The sequence below is a fragment of the Streptomyces sp. RKAG337 genome (assembly GCF_023701715.1).
Classification (GTDB): Bacteria; Actinomycetota; Actinomycetes; order Streptomycetales; family Streptomycetaceae; genus Actinacidiphila.
Window position 1 is genome coordinate 3039381 of the sequence record NZ_JAJOZA010000001.1, and the last position, 24441, is coordinate 3063821.

At 69.6% G+C, this 24441-nt stretch carries 21 protein-coding genes; 3 read left to right on the plus strand and 18 right to left on the minus strand.

Annotated elements, in window-relative coordinates; genetic code table 11:
- Nucleotides 1-15: 15 nt before the first annotated feature.
- The 14 genes from nuoN to LNW73_RS13350 are packed head-to-tail and all read right to left on the minus strand — an operon-like array spanning nucleotide 16 to nucleotide 15976.
- Nucleotides 16-1662 (minus strand): NADH-quinone oxidoreductase subunit NuoN, encoded by a 1647-nt coding sequence (nuoN, locus tag LNW73_RS13285; protein ID WP_250990041.1) that lies wholly within the window; start codon nucleotides 1660-1662, stop codon nucleotides 16-18.
- Nucleotides 1659-3254, minus strand: coding sequence for an NADH-quinone oxidoreductase subunit M (locus LNW73_RS13290; RefSeq protein ID WP_250990042.1), 1596 nt, complete (start codon nucleotides 3252-3254; stop codon nucleotides 1659-1661). Before LNW73_RS13290 ends, nuoN begins: the two co-directional genes overlap by 4 nt.
- A 6-nt stretch (nucleotides 3255-3260) precedes the next feature.
- Entirely contained in the window at nucleotides 3261-5156 is a 1896-nt protein-coding gene (gene nuoL, locus LNW73_RS13295; protein ID WP_250990043.1) for an NADH-quinone oxidoreductase subunit L, read from the minus strand.
- A 12-nt stretch (nucleotides 5157-5168) separates the two neighbouring features.
- Nucleotides 5169-5468 (minus strand): NADH-quinone oxidoreductase subunit NuoK, encoded by a 300-nt coding sequence (gene nuoK, locus LNW73_RS13300; RefSeq protein ID WP_138357554.1) that lies wholly within the window; start codon nucleotides 5466-5468, stop codon nucleotides 5169-5171.
- Nucleotides 5465-6304, minus strand: coding sequence for an NADH-quinone oxidoreductase subunit J (locus LNW73_RS13305; protein WP_250980279.1), 840 nt, complete (start codon nucleotides 6302-6304; stop codon nucleotides 5465-5467). Before LNW73_RS13305 ends, nuoK begins: the two co-directional genes overlap by 4 nt.
- Nucleotides 6304-6927: an NADH-quinone oxidoreductase subunit NuoI gene (gene nuoI, locus LNW73_RS13310; protein ID WP_250977210.1), complete on the minus strand. Its 624-nt coding sequence runs from the start codon at nucleotides 6925-6927 to the stop codon at nucleotides 6304-6306. Before nuoI ends, LNW73_RS13305 begins: the two co-directional genes overlap by 1 nt.
- Nucleotides 6920-8257, minus strand: coding sequence for an NADH-quinone oxidoreductase subunit NuoH (gene nuoH / locus LNW73_RS13315; protein ID WP_250992903.1), 1338 nt, complete (start codon nucleotides 8255-8257; stop codon nucleotides 6920-6922). The genes nuoI and nuoH overlap by 8 nt, the downstream gene beginning before the upstream one ends.
- A gap of 26 nt (nucleotides 8258-8283) precedes the next feature.
- Complete coding sequence (locus LNW73_RS13320) at nucleotides 8284-10773, minus strand: NADH-quinone oxidoreductase subunit G (RefSeq protein ID WP_250990044.1); 2490 nt, start codon at nucleotides 10771-10773, stop codon at nucleotides 8284-8286.
- A complete protein-coding gene (nuoF, locus tag LNW73_RS13325) occupies nucleotides 10770-12110 on the minus strand; it encodes an NADH-quinone oxidoreductase subunit NuoF (RefSeq protein ID WP_250977208.1) in 1341 nt (446 codons plus the stop codon). The genes LNW73_RS13320 and nuoF overlap by 4 nt, the downstream gene beginning before the upstream one ends.
- Nucleotides 12107-12982, minus strand: a complete 876-nt coding sequence (gene nuoE, locus LNW73_RS13330) for an NADH-quinone oxidoreductase subunit NuoE (protein ID WP_250990045.1) — start codon at nucleotides 12980-12982, stop codon at nucleotides 12107-12109. The genes nuoF and nuoE overlap by 4 nt, the downstream gene beginning before the upstream one ends.
- Nucleotides 12979-14313 (minus strand): NADH-quinone oxidoreductase subunit D, encoded by a 1335-nt coding sequence (locus tag LNW73_RS13335; RefSeq protein WP_138357560.1) that lies wholly within the window; start codon nucleotides 14311-14313, stop codon nucleotides 12979-12981. Before LNW73_RS13335 ends, nuoE begins: the two co-directional genes overlap by 4 nt.
- Nucleotides 14313-15047 carry an NADH-quinone oxidoreductase subunit C gene (locus LNW73_RS13340; protein WP_138357561.1) on the minus strand — a complete coding sequence of 245 codons (735 nt, stop codon included), beginning with the start codon at nucleotides 15045-15047 and terminating at the stop codon, nucleotides 14313-14315. Before LNW73_RS13340 ends, LNW73_RS13335 begins: the two co-directional genes overlap by 1 nt.
- On the minus strand, nucleotides 15044-15598 hold the full coding sequence (locus LNW73_RS13345) for a NuoB/complex I 20 kDa subunit family protein (protein WP_138357562.1): 555 nt from the start codon (nucleotides 15596-15598) through the stop codon (nucleotides 15044-15046). The genes LNW73_RS13340 and LNW73_RS13345 overlap by 4 nt, the downstream gene beginning before the upstream one ends.
- Before the next feature lie 18 nt (nucleotides 15599-15616).
- Nucleotides 15617-15976, minus strand: coding sequence for an NADH-quinone oxidoreductase subunit A (locus LNW73_RS13350; protein WP_164296559.1), 360 nt, complete (start codon nucleotides 15974-15976; stop codon nucleotides 15617-15619).
- 595 nt (nucleotides 15977-16571) lie between these two features.
- Here LNW73_RS13350 and LNW73_RS13355 point away from each other — a divergent pair.
- Nucleotides 16572-17456, plus strand: a complete 885-nt coding sequence (locus LNW73_RS13355; RefSeq protein WP_250990046.1) for a C40 family peptidase — start codon at nucleotides 16572-16574, stop codon at nucleotides 17454-17456.
- Between the two features lie 1168 nt (nucleotides 17457-18624).
- Here the strand turns inward: LNW73_RS13355 and LNW73_RS13360 are convergent.
- Nucleotides 18625-18819 (minus strand): DUF397 domain-containing protein, encoded by a 195-nt coding sequence (locus LNW73_RS13360; protein WP_250990047.1) that lies wholly within the window; start codon nucleotides 18817-18819, stop codon nucleotides 18625-18627.
- A 10-nt stretch (nucleotides 18820-18829) separates the two neighbouring features.
- Nucleotides 18830-19720 (minus strand): helix-turn-helix domain-containing protein, encoded by an 891-nt coding sequence (locus tag LNW73_RS13365; RefSeq protein WP_250990048.1) that lies wholly within the window; start codon nucleotides 19718-19720, stop codon nucleotides 18830-18832.
- Between the two features lie 223 nt (nucleotides 19721-19943).
- On the opposite strand from LNW73_RS13365, the gene LNW73_RS13370 reads away from it, so the two are divergent.
- On the plus strand, nucleotides 19944-20375 hold the full coding sequence (locus tag LNW73_RS13370; protein ID WP_250990049.1) for an ATP-binding protein: 432 nt from the start codon (nucleotides 19944-19946) through the stop codon (nucleotides 20373-20375).
- Between the two features lie 81 nt (nucleotides 20376-20456).
- Complete coding sequence (locus LNW73_RS13375; RefSeq protein WP_250990050.1) at nucleotides 20457-20960, plus strand: peptidylprolyl isomerase; 504 nt, start codon at nucleotides 20457-20459, stop codon at nucleotides 20958-20960.
- Nucleotides 20961-21039: 79 nt separating this feature from the next.
- On the opposite strand, the gene LNW73_RS13380 is transcribed toward LNW73_RS13375, so the two are convergent.
- Both LNW73_RS13380 and LNW73_RS13385 read right to left on the minus strand, forming a co-directional pair.
- A complete protein-coding gene (locus LNW73_RS13380; RefSeq protein WP_250977199.1) occupies nucleotides 21040-22326 on the minus strand; it encodes a geranylgeranyl reductase family protein in 1287 nt (428 codons plus the stop codon).
- A 113-nt stretch (nucleotides 22327-22439) separates the two neighbouring features.
- Nucleotides 22440-24440, minus strand: a complete 2001-nt coding sequence (locus LNW73_RS13385) for an MSCRAMM family adhesin SdrC (protein WP_250990051.1) — start codon at nucleotides 24438-24440, stop codon at nucleotides 22440-22442.
- Nucleotide 24441: the final 1 nt, after the last annotated feature.

Below are 24441 nucleotides of genomic sequence, written 5' to 3' on the forward strand. Positions count from 1 at the left end.
CCGTGGTGCCGTTGGTCAGCGGACGAAGACGCCCGCCTTGTCGGCGAGGTCCAGGAAGTACTGCGGCATGACGCCCAGTACGAGCGTCACCGCCACGCCGATGCCGATGGCCGTGGAGGTCCAGGCGCTCGGGACGGCGACGGTGGGGCCGTCGGGCTTCGGTTCGCTGAAGAACATCAGCACGATGACGCGGATGTAGAAGAACGCGGCGATGGCCGAGGAGAGCACACCCACGATGACCAGCGGCATCGCGCCGCCCTGGGCCGCCGCCTTGAAGACCGCGAACTTTCCGGCGAAGCCGGAGGTCAGCGGGATGCCCGCGAAGGCCAGCAGGAAGACCGCGAAGACCGCCGCGACGAGCGGCGAGCGGCGGCCGAGGCCGGCCCAGTGGGACAGGTGGGTGGCTTCGCCGCCCGCGTCGCGGACCAGGGTGACGACGGCGAAGGCGCCGAGCGTCACGAAGGAGTACGCCGCGAGGTAGAAGAGCACCGACGAGACGCCGTCCGGCGTGGTGGCGATGACACCCGCGAGGATGAATCCGGCGTGCGCGATGGACGAGTACGCCAGCAGTCGCTTCACATCGGTCTGGGTGACGGCGACGATCGCGCCGACCAGCATCGTCAGGATCGCGACGCCCCACATCACCGGCCGCCAGTCCCAGCGCATGCCCGGCAGGACCACGTAGAGGAGTCGCAGCAGCGCGCCGAAGGCGGCGACCTTGGTGGCGGCGGCCATGAAGCCGGTCACCGGGGTCGGGGCGCCCTGGTAGACGTCCGGGGTCCACATGTGGAACGGCACGGCGCCGACCTTGAACAGCAGCCCCATCGCGACCATCGCGGTGCCGATGAGCAGCAGCGCGTCGTTGCCGGTGGTGGCGGCGAGCGCCGGGGTCATCTTGGCGGTGCCGTCGACGACGGCGGCGATGCCGGAGTACGAGACGGTGCCCGCGTACCCGTAGAGCAGCGCGATGCCGAACAGCAGGAAGGCCGATGAGAAGGCTCCCAGCAGGAAGTACTTCATCGCGGCTTCCTGCGACATGAAGCGCCGGCGGCGGGCCAGCGCGCAGAGCAGGTACAGCGGCAGCGAGAAGACCTCCAGCGCGACGAAGAGCGTCAGCAGGTCGGACGCGGCCGGGAAGATCAGCATGCCGCCGACCGCGAAGAGCAGCAGCGGGAAGACCTCGGTGGTGGTGAACCCGGCCTTGACCGCGGCCTTCTCGGCGTCGCCGCCGGGAACGGCGGAGCCCTGGGCGGCGAAGGAGTCGACCTTGCGGCCGTGCGCCTTCGGGTCGAGCCGGCGTTCGGCGAAGGTGAACACCGCGACCAGCCCGACCAGCAGAATCGTGCCCTGCAGGAAGAGCGCGGGGCCGTCGACGGCGACCGCTCCCATGGCCGCGACATGCGCCTTGGTGGTGCCGTAGCCCCTGGCCGCCAGGGCCACGACGGCGGCGAAGGCGGCGGCGAGGCCGATGACGCTGACCGCGATCTGCCCCAGGTAGCGGGACTTACGGGGCAGGAACGCCTCGACGAGGATCCCGACGATCGCTGCCCCGAAGACGATCAGGACCGGCGACAGCTGGGTGTACTCGATCTTCGGGGCGGGGATCTTGTCTGCGGCGGGGGCCGCCATTGTCCACAGGCTGTGGACGGCTGTTCCGCTCACTTGGTCGCCTCCAGCGCGGGCTTGGGGTCGGTCTTGTGCACGTCGGAGAGCGTCTGGCCGACCGCCGGATTGACGATGTCCGTGAGCGGCTTCGGGTACACGCCGAGGAAGAGCAGCAGCGCGATCAGCGGGGCCACCACGGCGATCTCACGGACCTTGAGGTCCTTCATCCCCTCGACGCCCGCCTTCACCGGCCCGGTCATCGTCCGCTGGTACAGGACGAGGACGTAGAGCGCGGCGAGCACGATGCCGACGGTGGCGATGATGCCGATCACCGGGTAGCGGCTGAACGTGCCGACGAGCACCAGGAATTCGGAGACGAACGGGGCGAGCCCCGGCAGCGACAGCGTCGCCAGTCCGCCGATCAGGAAGGTGCCCGCGAGCACCGGCGCCACCTTCTGCACCCCGCCGTAGTCGGCGATGAGCCGCGAGCCGCGCCGGCTGATCAGGAAGCCGGCCACCAGCAGCAGCGCGGCGGTCGAGATCCCGTGGTTGACCATGTAGAGCGTGGCGCCGCTCTGCCCCTGGGTGGTCATCGCGAAGATGCCCATGATGATGAAGCCGAAGTGCGAGATGGACGCGTAGGCGATCAGCCGCTTGATGTCGCGCTGGCCGACGGCCAGCAGGGCACCGTAGATGATGCTGATCACCGCGAGCACCAGGATCACCGGTGTCGCCCACTTGCTGGCCTCGGGGAAGAGCTGGAGGCAGTAGCGCAGCATCGCGAAGGTGCCGACCTTGTCGACGACCGCGGTGATCAGGACGGCGACCGGCGCGGTCGACTCCCCCATCGCGTTCGGCAGCCAGGTGTGCAGCGGCCACAGCGGCGCCTTCACCGCGAAGGCGAAGAAGAAGCCGAGGAAGAGCCACCGCTCGGTGGAGGAGGCCAGGTCGAACTTGCCGGCCGCGCGCGCCTGGAGGATCTCCTGGAGCGAGAACGTGCCGTGCCCGAGCTGGTCGGCGCTGGCCGCGTACAGCCCGATGACGGCGGCCAGCATGACGAGCCCGCCGACCAGGTTGTAGAGCAGGAACTTCACGGCGGCGTACGAGCGCTGCTTGGCCGCCTCGTCGTCGCCGTGCTCGTGCGCCTGGTCCCCGAAGCCGCCGATGAGGAAGTACATCGGGATGAGCATGGCTTCGAAGAAGATGTAGAAGAGGAAGACGTCGGTGGCCTCGAAGGAGACCACCACCATCGCCTCGACGGCCAGGATCAGGGCGAAGAAGCCCTGGGTGGGCCGCCAGCGGCGGTTGGGGTTCTTGTCCTCGAGGGGGTCGGCGTCGTGCCAGCCCGCCGCGATGATGAACGGGATCAGGAGGGCGGTCAGCGCGACCAGCGAGACGCCGATGCCGTCCACGCCGAGTTCGTAGCGGACCCCGAAGTCCTTGATCCACGCGTGGGACTCGGTGAGCTGGTAGCGCTCACCGCCCGGTTCGAACCGGACGAGGACGATCACGGCCAGCACGAACGTCGCGACCGAGAAGCCCAGCGCCGACCACTTGGCGACGGTGCGCTTCGCGGCCGGTACGGCGGCGGTGGCGATCGCGCCGACCGCCGGGAGGGCGGCCGTGACGGTAAGGAGGGGAAAGGACATGAGTTATCAGACCGCCCTCATCAGGAGAGTCGCGGCGACCAGGACCGCCGTGCCACCCAGCATCGACACCGCGTACGAGCGGACGTAGCCGTTCTGCAGCTTGCGCAGGCGGCCGGAGAGGCCGCCGACCCCGGCGGCGGTGCCGTTGACCGCACCGTCCACCAGGGAGTGGTCCAGGTAGACCAGGCTGCGGGTGAGGTGTTCGCCGCCGCGCACCAGCACGACGTGGTTGAAGTCGTCCTGGAGCAGGTCGCGCCGGGCGGCGCGGGTCAGCAGCGAGCCGCGCGGAGCGACGGCCGGCACGGCCTTGCGCCCGTACATCAGCCAGGCCAGGGCGACCCCGATGACCAGCACGACCATCGTGCCCGCCGTCACCGTCGTGGCACTGAGGGGCGAGTGCCCCTCCTCGTGCCCGGTGACCGGCTCCAGCCACTTCAGGAAGGAGCTGTTCAGGCTGAACAGCCCGCCCGCGAAGACCGAGCCGAAGGCCAGCACGATCATCGGGATGGTCATGGACTTGGGCGACTCGTGCGGGTGCGGCTCGTGGCCTTCCGCGTCCGCCTCCCAGCGCTTCTCGCCGAAGAACGTCATCAGCATCACGCGCGTCATGTAGAACGCGGTGATCGCGGCGCCCAGCAGAGCCGCGCCGCCGAGGATCCAGCCCTCGGTGCCGCCCTTGGCGAAGGCCGCCTCGATGATCTTGTCCTTGGAGAAGAAGCCGGACAGACCCGGGAATCCGATGATCGCCAGATAGCCGAGGCCGAAGGTGATGAACGTGACCGGCATGTACTTGCGCAGGCCCCCGTACTTCCGCATGTCGACCTCGTCGTTCATGCCGTGCATGACCGATCCGGCGCCGAGGAAGAGCCCGGCCTTGAAGAAGCCGTGGGTGACCAGGTGCATGATCGCGAAGACATAGCCGATCGGGCCGAGCCCGGCCGCCATGATCATGTAGCCGATCTGCGACATCGTCGAACCCGCCAGGGCCTTCTTGATGTCGTCCTTCGCGCAACCGACGATCGCACCGAACAGCAGCGTGACCGCGCCGACCGTGACCACCGCGACCTGCGCGTCCGGGGCGCCGTTGAAGATGGCGCCGGACCGGGTGATCAGATACACGCCCGCCGTCACCATCGTCGCCGCGTGGATCAGGGCCGAGACCGGGGTCGGGCCCTCCATCGCGTCGCCGAGCCAGGACTGCAGCGGCACCTGGGCGGACTTGCCGCAGGCGGCGAGCAGCAGCATCAGGCCGATGGCCGTCAGCTTGCCCTCGCTCGCGTCGCCCGCGTGCGCCAGCACCGGCTGGAAGCTGAACGTGCCGAAGGTCGTGAACATCAGCATGATCGCGATGGACAGACCGACGTCACCGACGCGGTTGACGAGGAACGCCTTCTTCGCCGCCGTGGCCGCGCTCGGCTTGTGCTGCCAGAAGCCGATCAGCAGGTACGAGGCGAGGCCGACGCCCTCCCAGCCGACGTACAGCAGGAAGTAGTTGTCGGCGAGGACCAGCAGCAGCATCGCCGCCACGAACAGGTTCAGATAGCCGAAGAAGCGGCGGCGCCGCTCGTCGTGCTCCATGTACCCGATCGAGTAGATGTGGATCAACGTGCCCACACCGCTGATCAGCAGCACGAAGGTCATCGACAACTGGTCGAGCTGGAAGCCGATGTCGGCCTGGAAGCCGCCGACCGGCACCCAGCTGAACAGGTGCGAGTACATCGTGCGGTCTTCGCCGCTCCTGCCGAGCATGTCGAAGAAGAGCACGGCGCCGATACCGAAGGACACCGCCGCGAAGAGCGTGCCGAGCCAGTGGCCGACACGGTCCAGCCGGCGGCCGCCGGTCAGCAGGATCGCCGCGCCCAGCAGTGGTGCCGCGACGAGCAATCCGATGAGGTTCTCCACTGTCGCTACCCCTTACAGCTTCATCAGATTGGCGTCGTCGACCGAGGCCGAGTGCCGGGAGCGGAACATCGTCACGATGATCGCGAGCCCGACCACGACCTCGGCGGCGGCGACCACCATCGTGAAGAAGGCGATGATCTGGCCGTCGAGGTTGCCGTGCATCCGGGAGAAGGTGACGAACGCCAGGTTGCAGGCGTTCAGCATCAGCTCGACGCACATGAAGACGATGATCGCGTTGCGCCGGATCAGCACCCCGGCGGCGCCGATGGTGAACAGCAGCGCGGCCAGGTACAGGTAGTTGACCGGATTCACTTGCTCGCCTCCTCTGGCGCCGTGACCTCGGGCGCGGACCGTTCCAGCCAGCTCTCCGAGCGCTGTTCCAGCTCGGCGAGATCGGCCAGGGCCTCGTTCGACACATCACGGATCTGACCGCGGTCCCGCAGCGTGGCGCTGACCGACAGGTCCGAGGTGGTGCCGTCCGGCAGCAGGCCGGGGACGTCCACCGCGTTGTGCCGGGCGTACACACCGGGGGCGGGCAGCGGCGGCACCTGGGTGCCCGCGCGGACCCGCGCGATCGACAGCTCGCGCTGCGTGCTGCGCTCCTCGGTCCGCTCGCGGTGCGTCAGCACCATCGCGCCGACGGCCGCCGTGATCAGCAGCGCGCCGGTGATCTCGAAGGCCCACACGTACTTGGTGAAGATGAGCCGCGCCAGGCCCTCGACGTTGCCGCCCGCGTTCGCCTGGCCGAGGCCGGCGAACGAGTCGAGCGAGGCGTTGCCGATGCCCGCGATCAGCAGGATCCCGAAGCCGAGACCGCATCCCGCGGCCAGCCAGCGCTGGCCCTTCAGCGTCTCCTTCAGCGAGTCGGCGGCGGTGATGCCGACCAGCATGACGACGAAGAGGAAGAGCATCATGATCGCGCCGGTGTAGACGACGATCTGGACGACCCCGAGGAAGTACGCGCCCTGCGCCATGTAGAAGACAGCCAGGATGATCATGGTCCCGGCCAGACAGAGCGCGCTGTGCACCGTCTTCTTGCTCAGTACCGTGCCCAGTGCGCCCAGGACCGCGACGACCGCGAGGATCCAGAACTGGAACGCCTCCCCGGTGGACGTGGCGCCCACCGTGGCGGCGGTGAAGGTGGACATCATGCCTCCGCCCCCGTTCCCGCGGGCTTGCCGCCGCCGGGGGCGGCCACGGGCACCGCGTCCTCCGGCGGCTTCTCGCCCTTGGAGACCGCCACCTGGCGCTCGGTGCCGGGAGCGGCCTCCGTCACCAGACCGCGGTAGTAGTCCCCTTCGTCCATGCCGACGAAGATCGAGTGCGGTGCCTCGACCATGCCCTCGTCCAGGCCGGCGAGCAGCTGCTCCTTGGTGAAGATCAGCGACTCGCGGCTGCTGTCGGCGAGTTCGTACTCGTTGGTCATCGTCAGCGCCCGGGTGGGGCACGCCTCGATGCACAGCCCGCACAGGATGCAGCGGGCGTAGTTGATCTGGTAGACGCGGCCGTAGCGCTCACCCGGGGAGTAGCGCTCCTCCTCGGTGTTGTCCGCGCCCTCCACGTAGATCGCGTCCGCCGGGCAGGCCCACGCGCACAGTTCGCAGCCGACGCACTTCTCCAGCCCGTCCGGGTGCCGGTTGAGCTGGTGCCGGCCGTGGAAGCGCGGCGCGGTCGGCTTCTTCTCCTCGGGGTACTGCTCGGTCAGCCGCTTCTTGAACATGGCCTTGAAGGTCACGCCGAAGCCCGCGACCGGGCCCAGGAACTCAGGCATCGTCGGCCTCCTTGTCAGTGTCCATGGCGGCCGGGGTTGCGGGGCCGCCGACGAGCTGCGGCTCGCCAAGGCTGCGGCTGCGACGGCGCGGCACCGGTGGCAGCGTCTGCCCCGGCAACGGCGGTACGGGGAAGCCGCCCGCCATCGGATCGAACGGTTCCGGCGGTGCCGCGGCGGCTTCCGCCTCGTCCTTCTTCCGCCCGCGGTCGCGGAACACGTCGACCACGAGGGAGATCAGCAGCAGGCCGACGACGGCGCCGCCGACGTACAGCACGATGTCGCGCAGGCCGTAGTTCTCGTTCCGCATCGCCCGGACGGTCGCGACCAGCATCAGCCAGACCATCGAGACCGGGATGAGGACCTTCCAGCCCAGCTTCATGAACTGGTCGTAGCGCACCCGCGGCAGCGTGCCGCGCAGCCAGATGAAGAAGAACAGCAGCAGCTGGACCTTGATCGTGAACCAGAGCATCGGCCACCAGCCGTGGTTCGCGCCCTCCCAGAAGGTGCTGATCGGCCACGGGGCCCGCCAGCCGCCCAGGAAGAGGGTGGTCGCGACCGCCGAGACCGTCACCATGTTCACGTACTCGGCGAGCATGAAGAGCGCGAACTTGATCGACGAGTACTCGGTGTTGAAGCCGCCGACCAGGTCGCCCTCGGACTCCGGCATGTCGAACGGGGCGCGGTTGGTCTCACCGACCATCGCCACGATGTAGATCAGCAGCGAGACCGGCAGCAGCACCGCGAACCAGCGGTCGTGCTGCGCCTCGACGATCGCCGAGGTGGACATCGACCCGGAGTAGAGGAAGACCGCCGCGAAGGAGAGCCCCATCGCGATCTCGTAGGAGATCATCTGGGCCGAGGCGCGCAGACCGCCGAGCAGCGGGTACGTCGAGCCGGAGGACCAGCCCGCGAGCACGATGCCGTAGATGCCGACGGACGCGGTGGCCAGGATGTACAGGACGCCGATCGGGAGATCGGTGAGCTGCAGCGCGGTGCGGGTGCCGAAGATCGACACCTCGTTGTCGGCCGGGCCGAAGGGGATCACCGCGAAGGACATGAAGGCGGGGATCGCCGCGACGATCGGCGCGAGGATGTACACCACCTTGTCCGCGCGCTTGACGATGATGTCTTCCTTCAGCATCAGCTTGATGCCGTCGGCGAGCGACTGGAGCATGCCCCACGGGCCGTGCCGGTTGGGGCCGATGCGCAGCTGCATCCACGCCACGACCTTGCGCTCCCAGACGATCGAGAACAGCACGGTCAGCATGGCGAAGGCGAAACAGAAGACCGCCTTGAGGAGGACCAGCCACCACGGATCGGTGCCGAACATCGACAGATCTTCGGCGGAGAGGTTGTTCACTGGGCCACCTCCGTGGCTGCGGCGCCGACCTTGACGACCTGGCCGGGCAGCGCGCCGGTATCGCTGGCGACGCCCCCGCCCGTGGAGTTCAGCGGCAGCCAGACCACCCGGTCGGGCATCGGAGTGATGCGCAGCGGCAGCCGTACCGACCCGGCGGGTCCGGAGACCTCGGTGAGCGCGCCGTTGGCGAGCCCGGCCTCCTCGGCGGTCGCGGCCGACAGCCGCACCACCGCCTCGTGCCGGGTGCCGGCCAGCGCCTCGTCGCCCTCCTGGAGCTTGCCCTGGTCGAGCAGCAGCCGGTGGCCGGCGAGCACCGCCTCGCCCGCGGCGGGCACGGGCAGCGTCTTCGACGTCTCCAGCGGCTGCGAGGCGTGCGGCCCGTCGTAAGGGGCGAGCCGGTTCAGTTCGGTGCGGGCGGCGCGGACGTCGCCCAGTCCGAGGCTGACGCCGAGCGCGTCGGCGAGCATCGTCAGGACCCGGGCGTCCGGCAGCTGGTGCCGGTTGACGACCTGGTCCGGCTTGATGGCCGCGTCGAACAGCCGCGCCCTGCCCTCCCAGTTGAGGAAGGTGCCGGCCTTCTCGGCGACCGCGGCCACCGGCAGGACGACGTCCGCCCGGTCGGTGACCTCGGAGGGCCGCAGTTCCAGGCTGACGACGAAGCCGACCGCGTCCAGCGCGAGCCGGGCGCGGGCCGGGTCCGGCAGGTCCGCGACCTCGACGCCGCCGACGACCAGCGCCGCCAGCTCGCCGTTCGCGGCCGCCTCGACGATCTGGCCGGTGTCGCGCCCGAAGCGGTGCGGGAGTTCGGCCAGGCCCCAGACCCGGGCGACCTCGTCGCGGGCCCGCGGGTCGGTGACCGGCCGGCCACCGGGCAGCAGCCCCGGCAGCGCGCCCGCCTCGACCGCTCCGCGCTCACCCGCGCGGCGCGGGATCCAGGCGAGCTGCGCGCCGCTCGCGGTGGCGAAGCGGATCGCCGCGGTCAGCGCGCCGGGTACGGCGGCCAGCCGTTCGCCGACCAGGATCACCGAACCGTCGGCGCGCAGCGCCTCGGCGGCCTTCTCGCCCGCCTCGTCGAGACCGACACCGCCGGCGAGTGCGTCCAGCCACTCGGGCTCGGTGCCGGGTGCGGCGGGCAGCAGCGTGCCGCCCGCCTTCGTCAGGCCACGGGTCGCGAACGGCGCCAGTGCGAAGGTCCGCTGGCGCCGCTTCTGGTTCGCTTTGCGAAGCCGGAGGAAAATCCCCGGAGCCTCCTCCTCGGCTTCGAGCCCGACGAGCAGGACGGCCGGCGCCTTCTCCAGCGTCGTGTACGTGATGCCGACGCCGTCCAGGTCCCGGCCGCGTCCCGCCACCTGCGAGGCCAGGAAGTCGGCCTCCTCGGCGCTGTGCACGCGGGCCCGGAAGTCGACGTCGTTGGTGTCGAGGGCGACCCGCGCGAACTTCGCGTAGGCGTAGGCGTCCTCGACGGTCAGCCGGCCACCGGCCAGCACCGCGGTGCGGCCGCCGGCCGCCGCGATCCCGGCGGCCGCGGCCGCCAGTGCCTCGGGCCAGCTCGCCGGCTCCAGCTCGCCGGTCTCCTTGTTACGGAGCAGCGGATGCGTGAGGCGGTCGGGCCGCTGTGCGTAACGGAAGCCGAAGCGCCCCTTGTCGCACACCCATTCCTCGTTGACCTCGGGGTCGTCGGCGGCCAGCCGCCGCATGACCTTGCCGCGCCGGTGGTCGGTGCGCGTCGCGCAGCCGCCCGCGCAGTGCTCGCAGACCGACGGCGACGACACCAGGTCGAACGGCCGGGACCGGAAGCGGTACGCCGCCGAGGTCAGCGCGCCCACCGGGCAGATCTGGATGGTGTTGCCGGAGAAGTACGAGGCGAACGGGTCGCCGTCGCCGATCCCGACCTGCTGGAGGGCGCCGCGCTCGATGAGCTCGATGAACGGGTCGCCCGCGATCTGCTCCGAGAACCGGGTGCAGCGCGCGCACAGCACACAGCGTTCCCGGTCCAGCAGCACCTGCGTGGAGATCGGCACCGGCTTCTCGTACGTGCGCTTCCTGCCCTCGAAGCGGGTGTCCGCCTGGCCGGTGCTCATCGCCTGGTTCTGCAGCGGGCACTCGCCGCCCTTGTCGCAGACCGGGCAGTCCAGCGGGTGGTTGATGAGCAGCAGCTCCATCACCCCGCGCTGCGCCTTCTCGGCGACCGGCGAGGTGAGATGGGTCTTGACGACCATGCCGTCGGTGCACGTGATCGTGCAGGACGCCATCGGCTTGCGCTGGCCCTCGACCTCGACGATGCACTGCCGGCAGGCGCCGGCCGGGTCGAGGAGCGGGTGGTCGCAGAACCGCGGGATCTCGATGCCCAGCAGCTCCGCCGCACGGATCACCAGGGTCCCCTTGGGGACCGAGAGCGCGACGCCGTCGATCGTGACGGCGACGAGATCCTCCGGCGGAACCGCCGCCTCTCCCCCTCCGGAGGGGGCAGACGTGGTGACTGTCATGCGTTCACCTCCAGGTGAGACGTTCCGGCGTCGGCCCATACGGTCGAGGCGGCCGGGTCGAAGGGGCAGCCCTTGCGCTCGATGTGCTCCTCGTACTCCTCACGGAAGTACTTGAGGGAGGAGAAGATCGGGCTGGCGGCGCCGTCGCCGAGCGCACAGAAGGACTTGCCGTTGATGTTGTCGGCGATGTCGTTGAGCTTGTCGAGGTCGGACAGCTTGCCCTTGCCGGCCTCGATGTCGCGCAGCAACTGGACCAGCCAGTACGTGCCCTCACGGCACGGCGTGCACTTGCCGCAGGACTCGTGGGCGTAGAACTCCGTCCAGCGCGTCACCGCCCGCACCACGCACGTCGTCTCGTCGAAGCACTGCAGCGCCTTGGTGCCGAGCATGGAGCCGGCGGCGCCCACGCCCTCGTAGTCGAGCGGTACGTCCAGGTGCTCGTCGGTGAACATCGGGGTCGACGAGCCGCCGGGGGTCCAGAACTTCAGCCGGTGGCCCGGCCGGATGCCGCCGCTCATGTCGAGCAGCTGGCGCAGCGTGATGCCGAGCGGGGCCTCGTACTGGCCGGGGCTGACGACGTGCCCGGACAGCGAGTACAGCGTGAAGCCCGGGGACTTCTCGGTGCCCATCGACTTGAACCACTCCTTGCCGCGCTGCATGATCGCGGGCACCGAGGCGATGGACTCGACGTTGTTGACGACGGTCGGGCAGGCGTACAGGCCCTCGACCGCCGGGAACGGCGGGCGCAGCCGGGGCTGGCCGCGGCGTCCTTCGAGCGAGTCCAGCAGCGCCGTCTCCTCGCCGCAGATGTACGCGCCGGCCCCGGCGTGGACGGTCAGCTCCAGATCGAAGCCGCTGCCCTGGATGTTCTTGCCGAGGTAGCCGGCCTCGTACGCCTCGCGCACGGCCTCGTGCAGCCGGCGCAGCACGGGGACGACCTCGCCGCGCAGATAGATGAAGGCGTGGTTGGAGCGGATCGCGTGGCAGGCGATCACCATGCCCTCGATGAGCGAGTGCGGGTTCGCGAACAGCAGCGGGATGTCCTTGCAGGTGCCCGGCTCCGACTCGTCGGCGTTGACGACCAGGTAGTGCGGCTTGCCGTCACCCTGCGGGATGAACTGCCACTTCATACCGGTCGGGAAGCCGGCGCCGCCGCGGCCGCGCAGTCCGGCGTCCTTCACGTACGCGATGACGTCGTCCGGCGGCATGGCGAGGGCCTTGCGCAGGCCCTCGTAGCCCTCGTGACGCCGGTAGGTGTCGAGCGTCCACGACTGCGGGTCGTCCCAGAAGGCCGACAGGACGGGGGTGAGCAGCTTCTCGGGCGACACGGTCATCATTTGCCCTCCTCGCTCTCAGGTCCTGCCGGGTTGGCGGGGTCCGACACGGCGGTCTCCTGCGGTGCGTCGTGCGAGCTGGCGTGCTCGGCGGGGCTGGGCTGCCCGGGGGTGCCCGACGGGGCGGCCGGGGTCTCGCCCTGCGGCGGTACGGACGACCGGCGGGCCGGCTGTCCGGCGCCCGCGGCGGGCAGTTCCTCGCCGCGCGACAGCCGCAGTCCCGCGAGCGAGGCGGGGCCGGCTCCGCCGGTGGCCTCGACGGCGCCGGGGCGCTCGTCGGGGAAGCCGGCGAGGATGCGGGCGGTCTCCTTGTACGTGCAGAGCGGCGCGCCACGGGTCGGCCGCACCTCGCGGCCGGCGATGAGGTCGTCGACCAGCCGCTTGGCGGAGTCCGGCGTCTGGTTGTCGAAGAACTCCCAGTTCACCATCACCACCGGCGCGAAGTCGCAGGCCGCGTTGCACTCGATGTGCTCCAGCGTGACCTTGCCGTCCTCGGTGGTCTCGTTGTTGCCGACCCCGAGGTGCTCCTTCAGCTCGTCGAAGATGGCGTCGCCGCCCATCACCGCGCAGAGCGTGTTGGTGCAGACCCCGACCTGGTAGTCCCCACTGGGCTTGCGCCGGTACATGGAGTAGAAGGTCGCGACCGCGGTGACCTCGGCGGTGGTGAGGTCGAGCTGCTCGGCGCAGAACCGGACGCCGGTGCGGGTGACGTACCCGTCCTCGGACTGCGTCAGGTGCAGCAGCGGCAGGAGCGCGCTGCGGCTGCCGGGATAGCGGGCGATGATCTCCTTCGCGTCCGCCTCCAGCCTGGCGCGTACATCGGCCGGATAGTCGGGCGCGGGCATCTGCGGGATGCCCAAAGACACGTCGGTCATCGGTCGACGCCTCCCATCACGGGGTCGATGGACGCCACGGCCACGATGACGTCGGCGACCTGGCCGCCCTCGCACATCGCCGCCATGGACTGCAGGTTGGTGAAGGACGGGTCGCGGAAGTGGACCCGGAAGGGGCGGGTGCCGCCGTCGCTGACGACATGCACGCCCAGCTCGCCCTTGGGCGACTCCACCGCGGTGTACGCCTGGCCCGGCGGAACCCGGAAGCCCTCGGTCACCAGCTTGAAGTGGTGGATCAGGGACTCCATCGAGGTGCCCATGATCTTCTTGATGTGGTCCAGGGAGTTGCCGAGGCCGTCCGGGCCGAGCGCGAGTTGCGCGGGCCAGGCGATCTTCTTGTCCTCGACCATCACCGGTCCTGGGGCCAGCTTGTCCAGGGCCTGCTCGACGATGCGCAGCGACTGCCGCATCTCCTCCAGGCGGACCAGGAAGCGGCCGTAGGAGTCGGCGGTGTCGGCCGTCGGGATCTCGAAGTCGTAGTTCTCGTAACCGCAGTACGGCTGCGCCTTGCGCAGGTCGTGCGGCAGGCCGGCGGCGCGCAGGATCGGGCCGGTGGCGCCGAGCGCCATGCAGCCGGCCAGGTCCAGGTAGCCGACCTCTTCCATCCGGGCCTTGAAGATCGGGTTGCCGGTGGCGAGCTTGTCGTACTCGGGAAGGTTCTTGCGCATCTTCTTCACGAGCTCGCGGATCTGGTCCACCGCGCCCGGCGGCAGGTCCTGGGCGAGGCCGCCCGGCCGGATGTACGCGTGGTTCATCCGCAGCCCGGTGATGAGCTCGAAGACGTCCAGGATCAGCTCACGGTCACGGAACCCGTAGATCATGATCGTCGTGGCGCCGAGTTCCATACCGCCGGTGGCGATGCACACCAGGTGCGACGAGAGCCGGTTCAGCTCCATCAGCAGCACGCGGATGACGCTGGCCCGGTCCGGCACCTGCTCGGTGACGCCGAGCAGCTTCTCGACCGCGAGGCAGTACGCCGTCTCGTTGAAGAAGGGCGTGAGGTAGTCCATGCGCGTCACGAACGTGGACCCCTGGGTCCACGTCCGGTACTCCATGTTCTTCTCGATGCCGGTGTGCAGGTAGCCGATGCCCGACCGGGCCTCGGTGACCGTCTCGCCGTCGATCTCCAGGATCAGCCGGAGCACACCGTGGGTGGACGGGTGCTGCGGCCCCATGTTGACGATGATGCGCTCGTCGTCGGACCTGCCGACCGTCTCGGCCAGCTCGTCCCAGTCGCCGCCGGTGACGGTGAAGACCCGGCCTTCGGTGGTGTCGCGTTCTTCCGCCTGAGCGGGTGCGTGGTGAGTGCTCATCAGGAGTACGACCTCCGCTGGTCGGGAGCCGGGATCTGGGCGCCCTTGTACTCGACGGGGATGCCGCCGAGCGGGTAGTCCTTGCGCTGCGGATGGCCGGGCCAGTCGTCCGGCATCATGATCCGCGTGAGGGCCGGGTGGCCGTCGAAGACGATGCCGAAGAAGTCGTACGCCTCACGCTCGTGCCAGTCGTTCGTCGGGTACACCGGGACGATCGACGGGATGTGCGGGTCGCTGTCGGGGGCGCTCACCTCCAGCCGGATCAGCCGGTTGTGCGTGATCGAACGCAGGTGGTAGACGGCGTGCAGCTCGCGGCCCTTGTCCTCGGGGTAGTTCACCCCGCTCACGCCCGTACAGAGCTCGAAGCGCAGCGCCGGATCGTCGCGGCAGGTCTTCGCGACCTGTACGAGGTGCTCGCGGGCGATGTGGAAGGTCAGCTCGTCGCGGTCGATGACGGTCCGGTCGATCGCGTTGGAGGGGAGCAGTCCCTGCTCCTCCAGCGCGCCCTCCAGCTCATCGGCCACCTCGTCGAACCAGCCGCCGTAGGGGCGGTGGGCCGGTCCTGGCAGCCGGACGGTCCTGACGAGGCCGCCGTAGCCGGAGGTGTCGCCACCGTTGTTGGCACCGAACATGCCCTTGCGGTGACCGATGACCTCGCCGGCGTCGTCGCGCTGGCCGGGGAGGTTGTCGGTCTGCAGGTCGCGGTCGGGGTTGGTGCCGTTGGCGTCTGTCACCGCAGCAGCCCCTTCATCTCGATCAGCGGGAGCGCGTTGAGAGCGGCGGACTCCGCTTCGCGGGCCGCCTCCTCACGGTTCACGCCGAGCTTCTCGCCCTGGATCTTCTGGTGGAGCTTGAGGATGGCGTCCATGAGCATCTCGGGCCGGGGCGGACAGCCGGGCAAATAGATATCAACGGGGACAATGTGGTCAACACCCTGCACAATGGCGTAATTGTTGAACATTCCACCCGAAGAAGCGCAGACCCCCATGGAGATGACCCACTTGGGATTCGGCATCTGGTCATAGACCTGCCGCAGCACCGGCGCCATCTTCTGGCTGACCCGGCCGGCCACGATCATCAGGTCCGCCTGCCGCGGCGAGCCGCGGAAGACCTCCATACCGAAACGGGCCAGGTCATAGCGCCCGGCCCCGGTCGTCATCATCTCGATGGCACAGCAGGCCAGGCCGAAGGTGGCCGGGAAGACCGACGCCTTACGCACCCAGCCCGCGGCGGACTCCACCGTGGTCAGCAGAAATCCACTCGGCAGTTTTTCTTCGATACCCATGCGTTGGCCCCTTGTCCCCTAGTCCCATTCCAGGCCGCCGCGCCGCCACACGTATGCGTAGGCGACGAAGACGGTGAGCACGAAGAGGAGCATCTCCACGAGCCCGAAAATCCCCAGGGAGTCGAACGTGACGGCCCAGGGATAGAGGAAGACGATCTCGATGTCGAAGACGATGAAGAGCATCGCCGTCAGGTAGTACTTGATGGGGAAGCGCCCGCCGCCGATGGGCTGCGGAGTGGGCTCGATGCCGCACTCATAGGCTTCCAATTTGGCCCGGTTGTACCGTTTTGGTCCGACGATCGAGGCCGTGATCACGGAGAAGATCGCGAAGCCGGCCCCGAGGCCGCCCAACACGAGGATGGGCGCATAGGCGTTCATCGTCCCCCGCTCCTTCCAGTCGCCGATGACTGCGTGGGGGTCCCCCCGCCGGGGGAGGGACCATGCGCTCGGGTCGTGTCCGGCTCACGAAGATCGCGTTCATGTGAAGATCGCGTCTATGTGAGGCAGTTCACAAGCCCAAGCCGCCTGCATCTTATGCCCGGCGGTCTGTGATCTGCGACACGGGGTGGGCCAACGGCTTTGTGATCTCCACCACCTGACGAATGATCATGAAGGCTGATGAGCGGTGATCTTGCACCGCATGCGGCACAAACAATCACTTGACGTCACATTCACTCGCGTTACCCCTGGTCACAGCGGCGCGCGCATTATCAAGGCCCCCTCGCGGTAGGCAAATTCGCCCTGGACCGAATGGCGTGATAGCGACGGTCGCCCCCTTAGGGGTGAACGGGACGAAGGTCCCGCTGACGCACGTGAACCGACTCACGAGCGCTCCGCGGCGACTCCGGAACGAGTCGGACATATGGTCCTGGTGAGCAAGATCCAAATAAGGACATTCGACCGTGCACACGACAACTGTGTCGCATCCCACCTTTGTTGAACGGAACCGGCGCATCCTGATAGCCAGGACCACATGTCCCCAAACCTCATCCGGACGACCAAGTCCGAATCGCATATACGCCGCCGACGGCACGCCGCTCCCGGTAACCCGAACTGGGTCCGCCGGGCCGGAATCGTCGGCGGCGTCGTCAGTGCGCTCGCGCTCAGTGGCGCGGCCGCTCCGGCCATGGCCGATCACTCGAACCACACGCCCGCTCCGGTCGGAACCGCGACGACCGCCGAGCAGACGCCCGCACTGAGCACCACCGCCTCCGCCGCGCAGGCAGCCGCAGCCATCGACCAGACGGTCGTCCAGCTGAAGCTGCAGGCCGCCGAGGACAGCGCCGCCGCCGCGGCCAAGAAGGTCGCGGCCGCGACGAAGCAGGCCGAGCTGAAGAAGGCCGCCGACGCCAAGGCTGCCGCCGCCAAGGCCGCTGACGAGCGCGAGGCCGCCTCCCAGGCCGCGTCCCGCTCCTCGGAGCGCACCAAGCTCTCGGTGTCGTCCTCGTCCTCGTCGTCCGGCTCCTCGTCCTCGAAGGTGTCCTCCGCCGCCTCCAAGGCGAGCGGCAGCATCGCGAGCGTCATCAGCTTCCTGCAGGCCCAGGTCGGCAAGCCCTACGTCATGGGCGGCACCGGCCCGTCCTCGTACGACTGCTCGGGCCTGGTCCAGGCGGCGTTCAAGACGATCGGCGTGGAACTCCCCCGCACCTCCCAGGAGCAGTCGAACAGCGGCACCCCGGTGTCCATCAGCTCCCTCCAGGTCGGCGACCTGGTCTTCTGGGGCGGCCAGGGCAGCGCGTACCACGTCGGTGTCTACATCGGCGGCGACCAGTACCTCGACGCCGCGAACCCGGAAACGGGCATCGGCGTCCACGACATGAGCTGGTCCATGCCGGACTTCGCCACCCGCGTGGCCTGACGTCCACCCCCCAGCTCCCCCGCTTCCCCCCACGTAGGGCCGCCGTCCCCCGCTCGGGCCGGCGGCCCTTCCGTATGTAGGCGTTTTGGGTGATACAGGTTGAGTTGATACGTTTTGATGCGAGATGAGGGGCCGGTCCGCGCTGCGGTTCGAGCTCCTCCGAGCCGTTGAACCGGTCACGCCATGACTCCTGCGAAGGCCACACCGTTGTTCATCGAGCGACGGCGGGTGCGGAGCATGGGGTGGAAGGAACGGCCAGTGAGCGAGTTGTATCGCGTCGAAATCGAACCAGAAGTACGCGCCTGGCTCGACAGCCTCAGCGACATGACTTCAAGCGGGTGGACGAGACCGTCAGCCTGCTGGCCGAACCGGGCACAAGAATCGGCGGCCCTTGGTCCGATCACCTTGAGGGGTCGGTCCATGAGCTTCGCATCCGCCTGCGAGACATCGCCGCCGCATCACCTACCGCGGAGTGCTCCTTCTGCGGCGCTGCGCACCTTGACCGGGCGGAGGGGGAGGCCCGGCGCTGCGCGTCCGCCAGCGCAGCGGTCCGCTGCGCGGCCCGGTGAAGCGGAGGGAGTCCGGTCCGCTGCGCTCCCCGAGCGGGGTGGGGGCTCGGATGCGTACGGCGGGGCGGCTCGGCTTCGGGGCGGGGCGCGAGCTCCAGCCCGCCGGACAGCGGGACGACGATCGAGCCCCGGCTCTCGAACCCCGCTCAACCTTCACAAGGATCAACCTGTGTGGCCGGACCCCCGCCATGTTGAGTTCTGGCCGACCTTAGTGATCCGCAGCCCCCAAAAGACCACCCCTCAGGGCCCGGAGGGCATCCCCAGTCACACCAGCACCACATCGCGGCGAGGATGGCGGGCTCAAACTCCACCCCTGCCTGGGCGCACCATTCGCGGGGCAGCGCTGTGCCGAACAACGACGCCGTCCCGCGATGGGCAGAGCGGGGGCCGCCCGCGCCAGGCCCACCCCTCGCAGAGCATGGCGAGCTCAACCGCCCACTACCCGGCAAAGGGCAGCGCAGCGGACTGCCTCGCCGGCGAACACCACCCGCAGGGGCACCCCCGGGGCCCGCCCCCGGCAAGGGCACGCGCCCGGAGCCGCCATCGCGTTCAACACCAGCGGCGGCGACAGCGTCGAGGCGGCCCAGCGGTGGCTCTGACTACGACAACCCGGCCTCGCCGGCCTTGATCGCGCGGAGGAACGCCGCCCAGTGGGCGGGGGTGGTGGTGAGGACCTCGCTGGGGCGGTCGCTCTCGCGGAGGTGAATGCGGCCGGTGGTGCCTGCCACCTCTATGCACTCGCCCGACGTCCCTCCCCCGCTGAAGGTGGACTTCTGCCAGGCGAGTTCCGTCATGGTGATTCCTTCACAGGATGTACAGCAGATGCTGGACCAGTCCCAGCGAGTCCTTCTGCGCGTAGAACGTGGACTCGGGCTGAGGTTCGAGCGGGGGCAGCGCCACCGTACTCAGCCGGTCGAGGGCCTCGGCGAACTGGGTCAGGTGCTCCTGGTCCGCCAGGAACGGCGAAGAGACCGGGTGCTCGACGTAAACCGTGCCCAGTGCGGGGACGGGCGACTCGAAGAAGACGAAGGGCGTACCGAACCTGGCCGGATACGCCGGTGCGGCGAAGGGGAGGATCTGGATCCGGACATGGGGATGGCGGGCCATCTCGACGAGATGCTCGATCTGCCGCCGCATGACCTCCGCACCGACGAACTGCATGTGCAGCGCGGCCTCGTGGATCACAGCGTGATAGATCGGTGGAGAGTCACCCACCAGTACGGCCTGCCGCCGCTGCCGGAATTCGACTCCCCGGTCCAGCTCGGCAGGGCTGGCGTCGGGTTCACCCGCTCGCATCAGCGCGTACATGTACTCGGGCGTCTGCAGCAGGCCCGGCACGTAGACCCACTGAAAGGTCCGGTGGGCGGAGGCCGTCGCTTCCAGCTCGGCCAGATCGATGGCTGACGCGTCGAGGGACTCCCGGAAATCCAGCCACCACCCCTTGCCCGTGGCCTGCCCCATCGCCACCAGCGCGTCGACCAACGGTTCGTCCATGCAACCGTAGGCAGTCGTCAAAGCTCGCAGCTTGGCCTCGGGGATGGCCGTGCGGCCCGTCTCGATGTGGCTCATGTGGGCTTGGCCCAAGCCGGCGAACGATCCGGCCTCGGCGGCGGACATGCCGCTGGACTCGCGGAGTCTGCGCAGTTCGGCCCCCAAGCGCCGTTGCCGCTGTGTCGGATTCGCACGGAGCCCCATCGGAGCCACCTCCCCTGGATCATGCGCAGTCTGCCCGGCCCGGCCTGGGGCGGTCCACTCATTGGGGGCAATTCTTCTGTTCGGGTTGCATGTACGAACCCATGGTCTCTACCGTCAAGAATGACCAGCCCACCCCTTGCGAAACGGAAGCACCGCTTCTCCAGGGTGAATTGACCCTGCGTCAATACATTGAGGGCAACCGGACACCCGGAGGCATCACGTCATGCCAGGACCCGACTTTTCCCTAGTCTTCCCGCCCGACCCCGTCTGGGTACGGTCCGCTCGTGAAGCCGTTCGTGCGCTCCTGCGGAGTGCGCGGCGGGACGATCTCACCGATACGGCGCTGCTGTTGACGTCCGAGGCCGTGACGAACGCGGTCAACGCGTGTCACAGCAGCGGCTGTTCGATACCCGTGACGCTTTCGGCCGAGTGGACCGGCCGCGGCACAACGACCGACACCGACACCGGCCGCGACGCCTGCGACACGCTGCGCGTCCTCGTGCACGACTTCGCGCCGGGGCTGCCTGCCGGGCGGGCGGCCGAGGGGGGTGACGAGTCGGGGCGGGGGCTGGCGCTCATCGGGGACTGTGCCACCGACTGGGGGGTGCGGCCGACCGACGCGGGGCCGGGGAAATCCGTCTGGTTCGAGCTGTGAAAGGCCAGGTCAGAGCAGTTGTGACGCGTGCCGGACCCCCAGGAATCGGCCCATGGGGGCTCGGGGTGTCAGGATGGGGGCATGACGATCAGCGTGTACTTCGACATCACCATCGATGACGCCCCCGCCGGGCGCATCACCTTCAACCTCTACGACGACGTGGCCCCCAAGACCGTGGAGAACTTCCGCGCGCTCGCCACCGGCGAGCAGGGCTTCGGCTACGAGGGGTCCTCGTTCCACCGCGTCATCCCGGGCTTCATGCTCCAGGGCGGCGACTTCACCCGCGGTGACGGCACCGGCGGCAAGAGCATCTACGGCGCGAAGTTCGCGGACGAGAACTTCACCCGCAAGCACACCAAGCCGGGCCTGCTGTCGATGGCGAACGCCGGGCCGAACACCAACGGCTCGCAGTTCTTCATCACCACCGTGGCGACGCCGCACCTCGACGGCAAGCACGTCGTCTTCGGCGAGGTCGCCGACCAGGCCAGCCAGGACCTGGTCACGAAGATCGAGGGCTACGGCTCCCGGAGCGGTAAGACCTCCGCGAAGGTCACCATCTCCGGTTCCGGAGTCGTCAGCGCCTGACCAGGCATGACGGACGCGCCGGGAGGGCGGGGAACCGCCTCCCGGCGCGCGTCGGCACCCACCTGCCAGGAGCCTCGCCTCAGGAGTTCGGGGCGACCTTGCTCAGGCCGTTGATGATGCGGTCCATCGCGTCGCCGCCGGTCGGGTCCGTGAGGTTGGCGAGCATCTTGAGGGTGAAGCGCATCAGGACCGGGTGGGTGAGACCGCGCTCGGTGATGACCTTCATGACCCGCGGGTTGCCGATGAGCTTCACGAAGGCGCGGCCCAGCGTGTAGTAACCGCCGTACGTCTCCTTGAGGATGCGCGGGTAGTTGTGCAGCGCCAGTTCGCGCTGGGCGGGGGTCTGGCGGGCGTGGGCCTGGACGATGACGTCGGCGGCGATCTGACCGGATTCCATCGCATAGGCGATGCCCTCGCCGTTGAACGGGTTGACGAGGCCGCCGGCGTCGCCGACGAGCAGCAGGCCCTTGGTGTAGTGCGGCTGGCGGTTGAAGGCCATCGGGAGGGCGGCGCCGCGGATGGGGCCGACCTGGTTCTCCTCGGTGTAGCCCCAGTCGGCGGGCATGGAGGCGCACCACGTCTTGAGGACCTCGCGCCAGTCCAGCTCCCGGAAGGCCTTCGACGAGTTGAGGATGCCGAGGCCGACGTTGCTCGTGCCGTCGCCCATGCCGAAGATCCAGCCGTAGCCGGGCAGCAGCCGGTCCTCGGTGCCGCGCTTGTCCCAGAGTTCCAGCCAGGATTCGAGGTAGTCGTCGTCGTGGCGGGGCGAGGTGAAGTACGTGCGGACCGCGACGCCCATCGGGCGGTCCTCGCGGCGGTGCAGGCCCATGTGCAGGGACAGCCGCGTCGAGTTGCCGTCGGCGGCCACGACCAGCGGGGCGTGGAAGGTGACCGGGGTCTTCTCCTCGCCGAGCTTGGCCTCGACGCCGATGATGTGGCCGGTGCGCTCGTCACGGATCGGGGCGCCGACGTTGCAGCGCTCGTGCAGCCGGGCGCCGGCCTTCTGGGCCTGGCGGGCGAGCAGCTCGTCGAAGTCCTCGCGCTTGCGGACGAGTCCGTAGTCCGGGTACGAGGCGAGGTCCGGCCAGTCGAGCTGGAGGCGGACGCCGCCGCCGATGATGCGCAGCCCCTTGTTGCGGAGCCAGCCGGCCTCTTCGGAGATGTCGATGCCCATGCCGACGAGCTGCTTGGTGGCGCGCGGGGTCAGCCCGTCGCCGCAGACCTTCTCGCGCGGGAACGCGGTCTTCTCCAGGAGGAGGACGTCGAGTCCCGCCTTGGCCAGGTAGTACGCGGTCGTCGAACCGGCGGGCCCGGCGCCGACGACGATCACATCGGCGCTGTTCTCGGACAGGGCGGTGTCGGTCACGGTGGGCTCTCCGGTCTCGGCGAGGGGTCTTGGCTCCTACCGAGTCTATGAGGCCGCCGCCCGGGTGCGGGCGGCGGCTCTCGGTGCGGGACGCTCCGAGCTCCCCGGGTTCCTCAGACTGCGCTGCTCGGGAGGCCGGCCGGGGAGTCCGACGGGCTGCCGAACGGATCGTCGGTCGGGGTCTCGGACGGGGTGTCGGAGGGGCTGTCGGAGGGGCTCGGCTCGTCGGACGTGCTGTCGGACGGGCTCGGCTCGTCGGACGTGCTGTCGGACGGGCTCGGCTCGCCGGACGTGCTGTCGTCGCCTGGGGACGGGGACTCGGCGCACAACTCCGTGCTGTCCCCGGAGGAGGCGGGCGCGGACGGGCAGGAGGACGGAGTCGCCGGCTTGTCGTCGTTCCGGTTGAACATGATCACGCCCGCGGTGGCCACGCCCCCGATCGCGAACGCGCCCAGCATGATCAGCCCGACCACGAGCAGCCGGTTGCGGGGCGCCCGGCCCGGCTTCCCGGCCGGGGCGTTGAGGTTCAGCAGCAGCTCGGGTTCCGTGAAACCGCCGGCCGACGGCGCGTCGTACGGCTGCCCGCCGTACGACGGCAGGTCCTGCGCCGGGAGGTCCTGCGCCGGCACGAACCCCGGCTGTGAGGGCTGCCCGTAGCCCGGCGGGTAGGCGGGCGGGTATCCGGGCGTGCCGCCCGGACCTCCCGCGCGCACCCGCAGGATGAACGTCACGGCGAGCACCCCGCCGAAGGCCCACAGCAGCCCGAAGAGCAGCGCTTCCGGAACGCTGGAGGCGGCCTCCACCGTCGCGGACCTGGTGCCCTCCGCGTAGGTGCCCTTCGTGCCGCCGATCGCGATGAGCAGGACGAAGAGCCCCGCGTAGAAGCCGGCCGCCAGCCACTGCTCGCGCCGGTCGGCGCAGCGGCGGACGGCCACCACGCCGAGGATCAGCGCGCAGACCACACCGGCGGCGAGGGCGCCGGGAACCGCCCAGCCGTGGCCGAACTGCCCCAGGTCGGAGAGGCCCAACCGCTCGTGTTCGTAGCCCGATCCCGACCGGGTCGCTTCGACCGGCACCCCCCAGGCCAGGCCCAGGGCCGAAAGCCCCCCGTTCACGATCAGCAACGAGATGCCCATCCAGGACCCGTTGTCCATCTCGTCGGAGTGATCGGCCAGGACGATCAGGACGATGAGCGCGCACCCGCCCACCCCGATGCCGAGCGCCAGGATCGCGGCCCGCAGGGCGCGGGTCGCGGCGGCCAGTCCCGGGCTGGTCGACAGGTGTCCGTCCAGCCGGTCGCGGCACAGCACGAACAGGCCCACCAGCAGGCTGAGCACGAAGGTCCACAGGAGCACGGTGAACGGGCCGGACGTGATGTCGATCCGGTCCCCGGACTCCCCGTCCGTCACCGTGATACTCGGCTGGGCGACGAGCGCCAGGACGAGGGCGGCGGCCGTGCACACCGCCGCCACCCGGATCGCCGCCTCGGCGCCGGTCTGGGTGCGGCGCAGGTGGCGCAGGGCCAGGACGAGGGCGAGGGCCCACAGGATGGTGACCACCAGCGGCACGAGCGACAGGGTGAAGGTGTCCTGGGTCGACGAGCGCAGGAAGGGGGCGGCGGTGCTGCCGTCGTAGTCGTCGGAGGACGAACCGCCGTCGCCCGGCGTGATCCTGGCGCCGAAGATGCCGCCGACGCCCTGGAGGACCATCGCGAGGTAGCCGCGCAGCCGGTCGCCGTAGCCGAGGTCGGCCTCGTCGGTCTGCCGGTTGGACTGCGTCGCCAGCAGTGCGGCCAACGCCAGCAGCACGGCGGTGGGCCACAGGCCCGCCTTGAGCGGTCCCGTCCAGTCGCCGGAGAAGGTGCGGCGCAGGAACAAGGCGATGGGCGAGGGCCCCTGCGGCACGGGGACGTACGCGGTAGGGACGTGCGCGGTAGGGGCGTACGCGGTCGGGGCGTACGGCGGTGGCGCGTAGGCGGGCGGGGCGTAGACGGGCGGCCCGGACGCGGGCGGACCGTAGGGCGGCCCGCCGTACGTGGGCGGTGCGGTCGGCGGGGCCGGCGGCCGGCCCGGAACTTGCGGCTGTCCCGGGACGGGCGGCGCCTGGCCGCTCACC